This window comes from Stenotrophomonas sp. CFBP 13725, from assembly GCF_014841935.1.
Taxonomy (GTDB): Bacteria; Pseudomonadota; Gammaproteobacteria; order Xanthomonadales; family Xanthomonadaceae; genus Stenotrophomonas.
On sequence record NZ_JACYUV010000003.1, the window covers coordinates 139,496 to 152,497 of the forward strand.

General features: G+C 66.1%; 12 protein-coding genes. 5 read left to right on the forward strand and 7 right to left on the reverse strand.

Features of this window, described 5'->3' with window-relative positions:
* Window positions 1–93: 93 nt before the first annotated feature.
* A complete protein-coding gene (locus IFT65_RS06515) occupies window positions 94–1,842 on the reverse strand; it encodes a glutamine--tRNA ligase/YqeY domain fusion protein (RefSeq protein ID WP_192080837.1) in 1,749 nt (582 codons plus the stop codon).
* A gap of 151 nt (window positions 1,843–1,993) precedes the next feature.
* Here IFT65_RS06515 and IFT65_RS06520 point away from each other — a divergent pair, with 151 nt between their 5' ends.
* Both IFT65_RS06520 and msrA read left to right on the forward strand, forming a co-directional pair.
* Entirely contained in the window at window positions 1,994–2,257 is a 264-nt protein-coding gene (locus IFT65_RS06520; protein WP_192080838.1) for a DUF2007 domain-containing protein, read from the forward strand.
* A gap of 9 nt (window positions 2,258–2,266) precedes the next feature.
* Window positions 2,267–2,950, forward strand: a complete 684-nt coding sequence (msrA, locus tag IFT65_RS06525; RefSeq protein WP_192080839.1) for a peptide-methionine (S)-S-oxide reductase MsrA — start codon at window positions 2,267–2,269, stop codon at window positions 2,948–2,950.
* A gap of 431 nt (window positions 2,951–3,381) precedes the next feature.
* On the opposite strand, the gene IFT65_RS06530 is transcribed toward msrA, so the two are convergent.
* From IFT65_RS06530 to ahpC, 5 genes are all read right to left on the reverse strand, one after another.
* Entirely contained in the window at window positions 3,382–4,341 is a 960-nt protein-coding gene (locus IFT65_RS06530; RefSeq protein WP_192080840.1) for a transaldolase, read from the reverse strand.
* Window positions 4,342–4,396: 55 nt separating this feature from the next.
* Window positions 4,397–4,801: a nucleoside diphosphate kinase regulator gene (rnk, locus tag IFT65_RS06535; RefSeq protein ID WP_192080841.1), complete on the reverse strand. Its 405-nt coding sequence runs from the start codon at window positions 4,799–4,801 to the stop codon at window positions 4,397–4,399.
* Window positions 4,802–4,930: 129 nt separating this feature from the next.
* Window positions 4,931–5,896 (reverse strand): LysR substrate-binding domain-containing protein, encoded by a 966-nt coding sequence (locus IFT65_RS06540; protein WP_192080842.1) that lies wholly within the window; start codon window positions 5,894–5,896, stop codon window positions 4,931–4,933.
* Between the two features lie 84 nt (window positions 5,897–5,980).
* Window positions 5,981–7,573, reverse strand: coding sequence for an alkyl hydroperoxide reductase subunit F (gene ahpF, locus IFT65_RS06545; protein WP_192080843.1), 1,593 nt, complete (start codon window positions 7,571–7,573; stop codon window positions 5,981–5,983).
* A gap of 177 nt (window positions 7,574–7,750) precedes the next feature.
* A complete protein-coding gene (ahpC, locus tag IFT65_RS06550; RefSeq protein WP_188325009.1) occupies window positions 7,751–8,314 on the reverse strand; it encodes an alkyl hydroperoxide reductase subunit C in 564 nt (187 codons plus the stop codon).
* Between the two features lie 347 nt (window positions 8,315–8,661).
* Between ahpC and prmC the strand changes: the two genes are divergently transcribed.
* On the forward strand, window positions 8,662–9,513 hold the full coding sequence (gene prmC, locus IFT65_RS06555; RefSeq protein WP_192080844.1) for a peptide chain release factor N(5)-glutamine methyltransferase: 852 nt from the start codon (window positions 8,662–8,664) through the stop codon (window positions 9,511–9,513).
* 49 nt (window positions 9,514–9,562) lie between these two features.
* On the forward strand, window positions 9,563–10,504 hold the full coding sequence (pip, locus tag IFT65_RS06560; protein ID WP_192080845.1) for a prolyl aminopeptidase: 942 nt from the start codon (window positions 9,563–9,565) through the stop codon (window positions 10,502–10,504).
* A gap of 102 nt (window positions 10,505–10,606) precedes the next feature.
* Here pip and IFT65_RS06565 read toward each other — a convergent pair whose 3' ends face one another.
* Complete coding sequence (locus IFT65_RS06565) at window positions 10,607–11,491, reverse strand: LysR family transcriptional regulator (protein ID WP_192080846.1); 885 nt, start codon at window positions 11,489–11,491, stop codon at window positions 10,607–10,609.
* A gap of 108 nt (window positions 11,492–11,599) precedes the next feature.
* Between IFT65_RS06565 and IFT65_RS06570 the strand changes: the two genes are divergently transcribed.
* The gene (locus tag IFT65_RS06570; RefSeq protein WP_192080847.1) at window positions 11,600–12,991 is read left to right on the forward strand and encodes an MFS transporter; all 1,392 of its coding nucleotides are present in this window, start codon (window positions 11,600–11,602) and stop codon (window positions 12,989–12,991) included.
* Window positions 12,992–13,002: the final 11 nt, after the last annotated feature.

Here is a 13,002-nt window from a genome sequence, read left to right on the forward strand (position 1 = left end):
CGCGCGCAGTGTAGCCCGCGTCCGATGAAGCGGGCGGGCAGGGGCGGCGGCAAGGTCGCGCGGTGGTGGCCGCGCGCACGGACGTCGGTGGTGTCAGGCCGACCAGGTGTCGCGAAGGGTCACGCTGCGGTTGAACACCGGCTTGGCCGCTGTGTGGTCACGCCGGTCAGCGACGAAGTAGCCGGTGCGCTCGAACTGGAACGACTGTTCCGGCGTGGCGCTGGCAGCGGCGGGCTCGACATAGCCGGTGACGGTGCGACGCGATTCGGGGTTCAGGTAGTCACGGTACGTCTTGCCCTCCGACTCGTCATCGGGGTTGGCTACCGAGAACAACCGATCGTACAGGCGGACTTCGGCCGGCACCGCATGCGCTGCGCTGACCCAGTGGATGGTGCCCTTGACCTTGCGGTTGGCGCCTTCCATACCGGGGCGCGACTCCGGATCCAGCCAGCCGCGCAGCTCGGTGATGGTGCCGTCGGCGTCCTTGATCACTTCATCGCAGCGGATGATGCCAGCGCCGCGCAGGCGCACTTCGCCACCCGGCAGCAGGCGCTTGAAGCCCTTCGGCGGCACTTCGGCGAAGTCGTCGCGCTCGATCCACAGCTCACGGGCAAACGGCACCTCGCGGCTGCCGAAGGACTCATCCTTCGGGTGGTTGCTGAAGGTCAGCGTCTCTTCGTGCCCGTCGGGCAGATTGGTCAACACCAGCTTGATCGGATCGATCACCGCCATGCGGCGAGCGGCCGCGCTGTCCAGGTCCTCGCGCAGGGCACCTTCCAGCACGCTGAAATCGATCAGCGAGTTCTGCTTGCTGATGCCCACGCGCTCGGCGAACAGGCGCATCGCCGCCGGGGTATAGCCACGGCGACGCAGGCCCTGCAGGGTCGGCATGCGCGGATCGTCCCAGCCATCCACCAGCTGCTCGGTGACCAGCGCCATCAGCTTGCGCTTGCTCATCACGGTGTAGTTGATGTTGAGGCGGGAGAACTCGATCTGACGGGGCTTGGCGGCTTCGCGTGGCAGCCCGGCCGCAACCAGCGGGGCGGTCAGCGCATCGTCATGGGCAAAGTCCACATGATCCACGCACCAGTCGTACAGCGGGCGGTGGTCTTCGAATTCCAGCGTGCACAGCGAATGGGTGATGCCTTCCAGCGAATCGCCCAGCGCATGTGCGAAGTCGTACATGGGGTAGATCGGCCAGGCATTGCCGGTGTTCTGGTGTTCGACGTGCTTGATGCGGTACAGGGCCGGATCGCGCAGGTTGATGTTGCCACTGGCCATGTCGATCTTCGCGCGCACGGTGCGGGCCCCATCGGGGAACTCGCCGGCGCGCATGCGGGCAAACAGATCCAGGTTCTCTTCCACGCTGCGATCCCGGAAAGGCGACGGGCGGCCCGGCTCGGTCAGGGTGCCGCGGTAGGCGCGCACTTCCTCGGCCGACAGGTCGCAGACGTAGGCCTTGCCGTCGCGGATCAGCTTCTGCGCCGCCAGGTAGTAGGCCTCGAAGTAGTCCGAGGCGTGGCGCAGCTCGTTCCACTCGAATCCAAGCCAGCGCACGTCGTCCTGGATCGCGGCCACGTACTCCGGGTCTTCCTTGGCCGGGTTGGTGTCGTCGAAACGCAGGTTGCACACACCGCCGAACTCGCCGGCGATGCCGAAGTTCAGGCAGATCGACTTGGCATGGCCGATGTGCAGGTAGCCATTGGGTTCCGGCGGGAAGCGGGTCTTGATTGCCTGGTGCTTGCCGCTGGCCAGGTCCTCGCGCACGATCTGGCGGATGAAATCGCGCTTCTCGGTGCCGTCGGTGGGGGTTTCGGGGCTGGCAGGGGTGTGCTCGGACATGATGCGGCAATCAAGGGCAGAAAGACCGCCAGTCTAGCGTGTCAGCGCTCCAGCTGCCCGCGGGGTGTCCGTCCTGGGGCTGCTGGACAGGACCACAGGCCCGTTCATGCCGCAAGCGTATGCTCGATGGCAGTCATCCAAGGAAATGTCCATGCACATCGTGTACAAGGCCGACAACCTGTTTGATGCCCACCTGGCCAAGCATGCGCTGGAGGACGCCGGGATCCCCGCGTTCGTCTTCGGCGAGTCGTTGTTGGGCGGCATGGGCGAGCTGCCGTTGTTCGGCGTGCTGCGCGTCGCCATCCCCGACGCCGCGCGTGCGGAGGCAGAAGCCGTGATGGCCGGGCTGGACTTGGGCCACGGCCCGGACGACCCCATTTCAGACATAGACGATCTTGCCGGGCAGCCGGCCTAGGAGCACAGCATGTTGGGACTTGGCAACGGGATTCTCGGTATCGGCGCCTTCAAGCAGCGTCTGCCGCGTGCGGAAGAGGCGCTGCCCGGGCGCGATCAGCCCTTGGCACTGCAGAACAACCAGCACTTCGTGAACAGTCATCCGCTGAAGGATCGCTTTGCGGGATATGAGCGGATCCGCTTTGCCATGGGCTGCTTCTGGGGTGCCGAGCGGAAGTTCTGGACCCTGCCCGGGGTGTACAGCACCTCGGTGGGCTACGCCGGCGGGGTGACGCCGAACCCCACCTATGAGGAGGTCTGTTCGGGTCTGACCGGCCATACCGAGATCGTCGAGGTGGTGTACGACCCGAAACTGATCACCGTGGAGCAGCTGCTGCAGGTGTTCTGGGAAAGCCACGACCCCACCCAGGGCATGCGTCAGGGCAACGACACCGGCACCCAGTACCGGTCGGCCATCCACTGCCTGACCGAGGGCGAATACGCGGCGGCGCTGGCCAGCGAAGAGGTCTATGGCGTGCATCTGAAGGAGGCCGGCTACGGCCCCATCACCACCGAGATCGTGTATCCGGCACCGGAGTACTACTACGCCGAGGACTACCACCAGCAGTACCTGGCAAAGAACCCGAACGGCTACTGCGGCATCGGCGGTACGGGTGTGAGCTGCCCGATCGGTACCGGCATCGCGGCACCCTGACGCTTTTCAAGCCAGGGCAAAGTCAACGGCTGCAGGGCTGTGGGCTCGGCGGGCCCAGGGCGGTGCCCTGGTAGCGCCGACCCATGGTCGGCGAGCGCAGCGGGCCGTCGGCGGAAACATTTCGCCGAGCACGGCTCGGCGCTACCGATGGCAGTAACCCGTCGGGTGGAGGGAGCCCCTGAGTCAGGGGCGGCCGCGAAGCGGCGGGGTGTGGGTGCTGGTGAGACGGGGCCCACGGTTTGCGCAGCAAAGCGTGGGAGCGGCAGCGCGAATGCGATGACGTGTACCCGCGCCATGGATGGCGCGAAACGAGGCACGCAGGAGCGGCCTTTGCCGTCCCCCGACCAGCCCCACCGCCCGGCCCCAAGCAAGCAGTCTGCTGTGAGAGCCCACCGCGAGGGGGTCTTACCCGTTCGACCAGCCCGACACAATTACAGCTCCGCGCGGATCCGCGCCCGCAGGCTTTCCAGATCCTTGGCGAACGCGTCGATGCCGGTGGCAAGCTTCTCGGTTGCCATCGGGTCGGCGGCCAGATCAGCGGCAAAGCGCGCGCTGTCGATCGGCGTGGACGTCACCGATTCGGTCGCACCAGCGACCAGCTTGCGCTCCAGCGCGCCCTGGTCGGCATCCAGCTTTTCCAACAGGTCCGGCGAGATCGTGAGGCGATCGCAGCCCGCCAGTGCTTCGATCTGCGCGGTCGAGCGGAACGAGGCGCCCATCACCACGGTCGACGAGCCACGGCGCTTGAACTCGGCATACACGCCGCGTACGAACACCACGCCGGGGTCTTCTTCGATGGTGGCCGGTGCCTGCCCATTGGCCACGTACCAGTCCAGGATGCGGCCGACGAAGGGCGAAATCAGGAACGCGCCCGCTTCACTGCAGGCCAGCGCCTGGGTCGGGTTGAAGATCAGGGTCAGGTTGCAGTCGATGCCTTCGGCCTGCAGCACGCGGGCGGCTTCGATGCCTTCCCAGGTGGCGGCGATCTTGATCAGGATCTTCTCGCGCGGCACGCCGGCGTCTGCGTACATCTGCACGAACCGACGCGCCTTGGCGATGGTCGCCTCGGTGTCATGCGACTTGTCGGCGTCCACTTCGGTGGACACGCGACCGGGCACCAGGGTGCTCAACAGCGTACCCACGCCCACCGTCAGCCGATCAGCGACGGCGTCGACGACCGCATCGCGTTCGCCGCTCTGCTGCCGACCCCAGTTGAGCGCATCTTCGATCAACGTCGCATAGACCGGCAGGTCCAGCGCCTTCTTCACCAGGGTGGGATTGGTCGTGCAATCCACTGGCCGCAGCTTCTTGATGGCCTCGTAGTCGCCGGTGTCGGCCACCACCACAGACAATTCGCGCAGCTGGGAAAGTTTGGACGGGGGGGTGCTCATTGCAGCTCCATCGTTGCGGGCGCGCGTGGGGCGCGGCCAAAGGGTCTGGGATTCTTCAGGGCTTGTCGTTGTGGACAGCGGTGACACGCAGCTTCAACTTGCGACCACCGGGGGCATCCCACTCGATGCGCTGGCCGATCGCCAGTCCCAGCAGCGCCGTGCCAACGGGCGCCAGCACGGAGACCTTGTGCTCATCGACATTGGCTTCGCGGGGGTACACCAGGGTCAGTACGTGGGTATCGCCGGAGGTTTCATCTTCGCACTCTACCCGCGAATGCATCATGACGATGCCTTCTGGCATTTCCGCCGACGGCAGCACGTTGGCGCGGGTGAGCTCTTCTGAAAGCGCTGCGGCAGTGGGCAGTGCACTCGCCGCAGGCGAGTCCAGCAAGGCCTCCAGCCGGGCAAGATCGTGGGAAGAAACGGTGATGGATGGCGGCAGGCCGCTGGCGGTGGTCATGCAGTACTCCTGGAAAGGGACCATACAAAAGGCGGCACCGGATGGCGCCGCCTCGTTCTATTGTGGGGACAAACGGGGCGGGAATCGACCCGTTGACTGCTTCCAGGGATTTCGCTGTTCCGCTGCGGCTCAGACCAGCCGCGCCGGCGCGGTGCGATCGATGCCGCGTGGCGGAGGCGGCGCCCCGTCCTCCAGCGCGAACAGCGATGCGGGCAGGTGTTTGAACTGATCCGCCAACTGCAGCAGGAACCCACTCATCGCCGAGCTGCGCCGCCACGCCATGGCGATGCGGCGGCTGGGCGGATTGTCACCGATCAGGTCCAGCAGGCGGATGTTGTCCGATCGCGGTACCGGTGGCTTGACCGACAGCGTCGGCAGCAGGGTGATGCCCACATCCGCGGCGACCATCTGCCGCAGCGTCTCCAGGCTGGTGGCGCGGAACTCCGATTTTTCGTTTGCGCCGAACAGCCGGCAGACTTCCAGCGCCTGATCGCGCAGGCAGTGCCCGTCTTCAAGCAGCAGCAGGCGCTGGGCCGACAGTTCCTGCACGTCCAGCCGCTTGCGCCCCGCCAGTGGATGCTGGGCGGACACCGCCAGCAGGAACGGTTCTTCGAACAGGAACTCGGTATGCAGCTGATCGTCCAGCACCGGCAACGCCAGCAGTGCTGCATCCAGTTTGCCTTCGCGCAGTCGGGCCAGCAGGACATCGCTTTTCTCTTCCACCAGCAACAGCTCAAGCTGTGGAAAGCGCTCGCGGATACGAGGGATGACATGCGGCAGCAGGTACGGACCGAGCGTAGGGAAGATGCCCAGCCGCACTGCACCGGCCTCCGGGTCGCGGCTGCGACGCGCGGCCTCCTTCATCTGCTCTACTTCGGCCACGATCACGCGTGCGCGCGCTGCCGCGTCGTGGCCGGCGGGTGTCAGCATCACTTTGCGGGGAGCGCGCTCCACCAGCGACACCCCGAGTTCGTCTTCCAGCTTGCGTATCTGGGTGGACAGCGTGGGCTGGCTGACGAAGCAGGCCGCCGCGGCCTTGCCGAAGTGACGATGCTCCGCCAGCGCCACCAGGTATTTCAGATCACGTAGGTTCATCCTGAGACCTCATTGGATAGATACCGGGTGATGGCGTGGTTGACCCAGTGGACACGTACGGTCCCGGTGGTCCGGGATCTTTTGTCAGGCAGCTTCTGCAACGGTGCTGCTGCTCTTGCTCACGGACGAGCGGATCAGATGGTCGAAGGCACTGAGTGCGGCCGTCGATCCGGCGCCCATGGCGATGATGATCTGCTTGTACGGTACGGTAGTGCAGTCTCCCGCAGCAAACACACCGGGCAAACTCGTCTGGCCCCGATCATCGATGACGATTTCGCCACGCGGTGACAAGGTGATGGCGTCGGCCAGCCACTCCGTATTGGGCAGTAGTCCGATCTGCACGAAGATGCCTTCCAGCTCGACCCGGTGCGAATCGTTGCCGATGCGGTCCCTGTAGACAAGGCCGGTCACTTTCTGCCCATCACCCAGCACTTCGGTGGTCTGCGCGCTGGTCAGCACGGTCACGTTGCCCAGGCTGCGCAGCTTGCGCTGCAGCACCTCATCAGCACGCAAGGTGGTGTCGAACTCCAGCAGGGTCACGTGGGCGACCAGGCCCGCCAGATCGATCGCCGCTTCGACCCCGGAATTGCCACCGCCGACCACCGCCACACGCTTGCCCTTGAACAGCGGGCCATCGCAATGCGGGCAGTAGGCGACCCCTTTGTTGCGGTACTGGTCTTCGCCGGGGACGTTCATCTGCCGCCAGCGCGCGCCGGTGGACAGGATCACCGACTTCGACTTCAGCACGGCGCCATTTTCCAGCTGCACCTGCACCAGCCCGTCGTCGCCGGCGGCCACCAGCCCCGTCGCGCGCTGCAGGTCCATGATGTCCACGTCGTACTCGCGCACGTGCTGTTCCAGCGCCATGGCCAGCTTGGGGCCCTCGGTCTCCTTGACCGAAATGAAGTTCTCGATCGCCATGGTGTCCAGCACCTGGCCGCCGAAACGCTCTGCGGCCACGCCGGTGCGGATGCCCTTGCGCGCGGCATAGATCGCCGCTGCAGCACCGGCCGGGCCGCCGCCGACGACCAGCACATCGAATGCCTCCTTGGCGGCGATCTTCTGCGCATCGCGCTTGGCGGCACCGGTATCCAGGCGCGCCACGATCTGCTCCAGCGTCATGCGGCCCTGGTCGAACAGCTCACCGTTGAGATACACGGTGGGCACGGACATGATCTGTCGCTGCTCCACTTCGTCCTGGAACAGCGCACCGTCGATGGCCACGTGCTGCACGCGCGGGTTGAGCACGGCGGCAAGATTCAGCGCCTGCACCACATCCGGGCAGTTCTGGCAGGAGAGCGAAAAATACGTTTCGAACCTGTACTCGCCTTCCAGGTTGCGCACCGCCTCGATGACCTCGGCGGTCGCTTTGGACGGGTGACCACCCACCTGCAGCAGCGCCAGCACCAGCGAGGTGAACTCGTGGCCCATCGGCAGGCCGGCGAAGGTCACATGGATGTCTTCGCCCGGGCTGCCCAGGTCGAACGAGGGCACGCGGCCCTGGCCGTCGCGCAGGACGTCCAGCGAGATCTTGTCGGACAGGCTGTCCAGCGTGGTCAGCAGTTCCAGCATTTCCTGTGCCTTGGCACCGTCATCCACGCGCGCGGTGATCTGGATCGGGCGGGTGACGCGCTCCAGGTAAGTCTTCAGCTGCGACTGCAGGTTGGCATCCAACATGGTTTTCTCCTGGCTTCAGGCAAACAGGGGGCGTGGCGCCGCTGCACAAGGTAGCGGACCAGCGAGGGGTAGGGGTGAACCCAAGACGCCTGTGGAAGGGGCTGGCGGTGGCTGGCGCCGGCGTCTTGGGTTCACCCCCACGCCCGCACGGGGCGGGCATGGGAGCGAGGGGGCAGCTTAGATCTTGCCGACCAGGTCAAGCGACGGGGTCAGGGTCTTCTCGCCTTCCTTCCACTTGGCCGGGCAGACCTGGTTCGGGTTGGCGGCGGTGAACTGGGCAGCCTTCAGCTTGCGCAAGGTCTCGGACACGTCACGGGCGATCTCGTTGGAGTGGATCTCCATGGTCTTGATCACGCCTTCCGGATTGATCACGAACGTGCCACGCAGGGCCATGCCGTCTTCCGGGATGTGCACGCCAAAGGCGTTGGTCAGCTGGTGGGTCGGGTCGCCAACCAGCGGGAACTGGGCCTTGCCAACGGCCGGCGAGGTTTCGTGCCAGATCTTGTGGGCGAAGTGCGAGTCGGTGGTGACGATGTAGACCTCGGCACCGGCCTTCTGGAACTCGGCGTAATGATCCGCCGCGTCTTCGATCTCGGTCGGGCAGTTGAACGTGAAAGCAGCCGGCATGAAGATCAGGACGGACCACTGGCCCTTCAGCGTGCTGTCGGAAACCTTGATGAACTCGCCATTCAAGTAAGCGTTGGCTTCGAACGGCTGGATCTGGGTGTTGATCAGGGACATGGATATTCCTCTTGGGTGAAGGGGACTGGGTGAATCGACAGGGCCTAGATTACCGGCTCCAATTCAATAAGGACAATCCATTGATCGCATCTATTCAATAGGCTTTGACTATCAAAATGGCCCGTCGTAAAGAGGCTCACTCCACCGGAGCGTCGGGAAAGCCTTGTCGCACGGCGCTCCTGAGGTCCAATGCCGGTTTGTTCGATAGGTCGCGCTTATTTCAGACCCCCACCTGCAGCTGAACGCGGTGGCCCGTCACCCAGGCCATGCAGGACAGGGTGGCGCTGGGTGAGCTGATTGCGTCGCAGCCGCTGGGCTAAGCTGCGCGCCCCTGCAGGTTGAGTCCGATGAGCGCGTCTTCCCCGGTTTCAGTACGTGATGTCCTTGCCGATGCCACCGCTCGGCTGTCCGGCCCGGATGCCCGGCACGAGGCGGAGCTGTTGCTGCTGCATACGCTGCAGTGCGCCCGCTCCTGGCTGTTCGCGCACGCAGCCGATGCGTTGGGTGATGCTGACCGCGCGCGGTTCAGCGCGCTGGTGGCGCGCCGCGCGGAGGGTGAGCCGGTGGCGTACCTGACCGGACGCCGTGGGTTCTGGACCTTGGATCTGGACGTTGACGGGGCGACCCTCATACCGCGTCCGGAAACCGAGCTGCTGGTCGAGCTGGCACTGGCGCGCTTGCCGTTGGACAGGCCACTGGAGGTGGCCGATCTGGGAACGGGAAGTGGCGCCATCGCCCTGGCCGTAGCCAGCGAGCGGCCGAACGCACGGGTGCTGGCGACCGACTTCAGTGAGGCGGCGTTGGCGGTGGCCGCCCGTAATGCCCAGCGCCATGCGTTGACCAAGGTGCGCTTTGCCCACGGATCCTGGCTGGTACCGCTGCAGGGCCAGCGCTTCGACCTGATCGCCAGCAACCCGCCTTACATCCGCAGCGACGATCCCCACCTGCAGCAGGGTGACCTGCGCTTCGAACCCGCCACCGCGCTGGCCTCCGGTGAAGATGGCCTGGCTGACATCCGGCTCCTCGTCGCCGGCGCCATGCAGCACCTGCACGCAGGTGGCTGGCTGCTGCTGGAACACGGCTGGGACCAGGGCGCGGCCATCCGCCTGCTGCTTCAGCAGGCAGGGTGGGACGCGGTGGAGACCGTACAGGACCTGGAGCAGCGCGACCGGGTCACGCTGGGTCGACGACCGGCCTAGAATGGAGGCTCTCCTGCCGCGCGCAGGGCACCACCATGGAGTTCCAAGCATGCGTACGCTGTACCCCGACATCGCCCCGTACGACCAGGGCACGCTGAAGGTCGATGACCGCCACACGCTTTATTTCGAACAGTGCGGCAACCCCGACGGCAAGCCGGTGGTACTGCTGCATGGCGGCCCCGGTGGCGGCTGCAGCGACAAGATGCGCCGTTTCCACGATCCGGCGAAGTACCGCATCATCCTGTTCGACCAGCGCGGCTCGGGCCGGTCCACGCCGCACGCCGATCTGGTGGACAACACCACCTGGGACCTGGTGGCGGACATCGAAAAACTGCGCGAGCACCTGTCCGTCGAGAAGTGGCAGGTGTTCGGCGGCAGCTGGGGTTCCACCCTGGCGCTGGCCTATGCGCAGACCCATCCGGACAAGGTAAGCGAGCTGGTGCTGCGCGGCATCTTCATGCTGCGTCGTTGGGAGCTGGAATGGTTCTATCAGGAAGGCGCGAACCGGCTGTTCCCGGATGCATGGGAGCACTACCTCAAGCCCATCCCCGCCGTTGAACGGCATGACCTGATCTCGGCGTTCCACCGCCGCCTGACCAGTGACGACGAAGCCACCCGGTTGGCGGCGGCCAAGGCGTGGAGCGTGTGGGAGGGTGCGACCAGCTTCCTCCACGTGGACGACGACTTCGTCAACAGCCACGAAGATCCGCAGTTCGCGCTGGCCTTCGCGCGCATCGAAAACCACTACTTCGTCAACGGTGGCTTCTTCGAGGTGGAAGACCAGCTGCTGCGCGATGCGCATCGCATTGCCGACATCCCGGGCGTGATCGTGCATGGCCGCTATGACGTGGTGTGCCCGCTGGCCAATGCCTGGGACCTGACCAAGGTGTGGCCGAAAGCCAAGCTGGAAATCACCCCGGCATCGGGGCACTCGGCGTTTGAAGCCGAGAACGTGGACGCGCTGGTGCGGGCAACGGATTCGTTCGCCTGAGCCAGCCGCGGTAGTGACGGCCGCTGGCCGTCAACGGATGCGGGTGAACCTGCATCCGGTTGGGTGACGGCACCTCGTCGTCACCCACCGGCCGTTCCCGTGTCACCACTCGCCGGCCAACAACGCATCAGCCAGCACCTTCAGCTTCGGTGACGCCTGCCGCGACGGCGGGTAGACCAGCGACAGCGCACGGCTGCGTCCTTCAAAGGGTTGCAGCACGCGCTGCAGCGTGCCGGCCGCCAAGGCATCGGCCACCGCGAAATCCATCACCTGCACGATACCCACACCGGCCACTGCCGCTTCCACCAGCGGGTCGCCGCTGTCGAACACCATCCGCGCCGGGGCGGTGAATTCGCGCAGCCGGCCGTCTTCGCGGAATTGCCAGTCGACCAGCCGTCCGCTGCGCAGGTTGCGCACGGCCAGGCACACGTGGTCATGCAGCGCATCGACGGTGGCGGGTGCGCCGTGCCGGGCGAGGTAACCGGGCGCGGCCACCGTGACCCAGTGCAGTGGACGCAGGGGGCGCGCGACCATGCGCACATCGCTGATCGGCCCGGTGCGCAGTGCGGCATCGAAGCCCTCGTCCACCAGATCGACCAGCCGATCGTTGAGCACCAGCTCGAACTGCAGCAGCGGATGCTCGGCCATCAGCCTGCCGGCCAGCGGCACCAGCACCTTGCGACCGAACATCGACGGCGCGGTGAGCTTGAGGATGCCGGAGGGCGTGCAGGGGCGGTCCCCCAAACGCCGCTCAGCGTCTTCCAGACCGGACAACAATGGCGTGCAATGTTCGACGAACTGACGGCCATCCGGGGTCAGGCTGACGTTGCGCGTGTTGCGGTTGAGCAGGCGCACGCCAAGCTCCGTTTCCAGCCGCCCGATCGCACGCGACAGCCCGGACTGACTGATGCCCAGCTGCCCCGCCGCCACGGTGAAGCTGCGGGCGTCGGCGACCTGCACCAGCATGCGCACGGCGTTGAGATCCATCGCTGACCTTTGATTGATGCCTGTATGCATTACAGAAATCGAAGTATCGGGGTTTCTTTGTCGAGCGTCATCAATGAGACTGCGCACCTTCCCGCAGTCTCCATCGGCATGAATCCACGTATCCCGCTGTTTCCGCCCCGTCTCGCGCTGACCCTGCTGGCCATGGCCCAGCTGATCATCGCGCTGGATGCCACGATCATCTTCGTCGCGTTGCATGAGATGGGCATCCAGCTGGCCATCAATGCGCAGCAGTTGCAGTGGATCGTCAGTGCCTACACCGTGGCGTTTGGCGGCTGCCTGTTGCTGGGAGGGCGGGCGGCGGATCTGCTGGGGCGTCGCCGCCTGTATCGCATCGGCATGGCGCTGTTCGCACTGGCCTCACTGGTCGGTGGGCTGAGCAGCAGCGCAGGCATGTTGATCGCGGCCCGCGCGGTGCAGGGCATCGGTGCGGCCCTGCTGTTCCCGGCCACGCTTTCACTGATCAACACGATCTACGCCGAGGGCGCGGCGCGCAACCGGGCGCTGGCGATCTGGAGCATGGCCAGCGCGGCGGGGCTCGCCCTGGGCACGTTGCTCGGCGGGGTGCTGACGCAGTTCTTTGGCTGGTCATCGGTGCTGCTGGTGATCGTGCCCGTCGCCGCGGCGTGCGCCGGGTTGGCGGGACGCTGGTTGCCGCAGGATGCGGCGGTGCCCTCGGGGCGCTCCTTCGACCTGGCCGGCTGCGCGACGGTGACCTTGGGCGGCAGCCTGCTGGTGACCACGCTGGTGCAGGGGCCCGAGTGGGGCTGGACGGCGCCGCTGACGCTTGCCTGCCTGCTGCTGTCGGTCGCCCTGCTGTGGGTCTTCGTGCAGATCGAGAAGCGCAGCCGCGATCCGTTGATGCAGTTCGCGCTGCTGCGGCTGCGCAGCCTGCGTGCGGCCATGCTGCTCACGATGTTGTTCATGAGCAGCTTCGGCGTGCAGTACTACTTCCTTGCGTTGTACTTCCAGGATGGCTACGGCTGGTCACCGCTGCAGGCCGGGTTGGCGTTCCTGCTGCCCACGCTGGTATGCACCTACGGCATCAGCGTGGCCGAACGCATGCTCAGCCGACGCTCGCCGCGGCAGGTGCTCGCGCTTGGCATGGGCGCGGGCGCGCTCGGCATCGCCGGCGTGGCGCTGGCCTTGCCGCATGGCCAGACCTACTGGGCACTGCTGCCGGGCATCGTGGTGCTCAGCCTGGGCCAAGGCATGACCTGGACGGCGATGTGGATTGTCGCGGGGCAGGGTGTGCCGGCCGCCCAGCAGGGCGTTGCATCGGGCATGGCGGCGACGGCGCAGCAGATCGGGGGCGCGCTGGGGCTGGCGGTGCTGGTGATGGTGGCCAACGCCGGCCGCACCGCGGGTGCCGCCGGTTCAAGTGTGGAGGCGCTGCAGGGCTTGATCAGTGCGCAGTACGGTGCAGCGCTGTTCGCGCTGCTGGGCGTGGCGGTGGCGTTGTGGCTGCGTCCGTCGCGATGACGGGATGATGG

What these genes read in the sequence shown, in the direction of transcription:
- IFT65_RS06515 (WP_192080837.1), bottom strand. Translation starts at nt 1,842, where the DNA reads ATGTCCGAGCACACCCCTGCCAGCCCCGAAACCCCCACCGACGGCACC.
- IFT65_RS06520 (WP_192080838.1), top strand. Translation starts at nt 1,994, where the DNA reads ATGCACATCGTGTACAAGGCCGACAACCTGTTTGATGCCCACCTGGCC.
- msrA (WP_192080839.1), top strand. Translation starts at nt 2,267, where the DNA reads ATGTTGGGACTTGGCAACGGGATTCTCGGTATCGGCGCCTTCAAGCAG.
- IFT65_RS06530 (WP_192080840.1), bottom strand. Translation starts at nt 4,341, where the DNA reads ATGAGCACCCCCCCGTCCAAACTTTCCCAGCTGCGCGAATTGTCTGTG.
- rnk (WP_192080841.1), bottom strand. Translation starts at nt 4,801, where the DNA reads ATGACCACCGCCAGCGGCCTGCCGCCATCCATCACCGTTTCTTCCCAC.
- IFT65_RS06540 (WP_192080842.1), bottom strand. Translation starts at nt 5,896, where the DNA reads ATGAACCTACGTGATCTGAAATACCTGGTGGCGCTGGCGGAGCATCGT.
- ahpF (WP_192080843.1), bottom strand. Translation starts at nt 7,573, where the DNA reads ATGTTGGATGCCAACCTGCAGTCGCAGCTGAAGACTTACCTGGAGCGC.
- ahpC (WP_188325009.1), bottom strand. Translation starts at nt 8,314, where the DNA reads ATGTCCCTGATCAACACCCAGATCCAGCCGTTCGAAGCCAACGCTTAC.
- prmC (WP_192080844.1), top strand. Translation starts at nt 8,662, where the DNA reads ATGAGCGCGTCTTCCCCGGTTTCAGTACGTGATGTCCTTGCCGATGCC.
- pip (WP_192080845.1), top strand. Translation starts at nt 9,563, where the DNA reads ATGCGTACGCTGTACCCCGACATCGCCCCGTACGACCAGGGCACGCTG.
- IFT65_RS06565 (WP_192080846.1), bottom strand. Translation starts at nt 11,491, where the DNA reads ATGGATCTCAACGCCGTGCGCATGCTGGTGCAGGTCGCCGACGCCCGC.
- IFT65_RS06570 (WP_192080847.1), top strand. Translation starts at nt 11,600, where the DNA reads ATGAATCCACGTATCCCGCTGTTTCCGCCCCGTCTCGCGCTGACCCTG.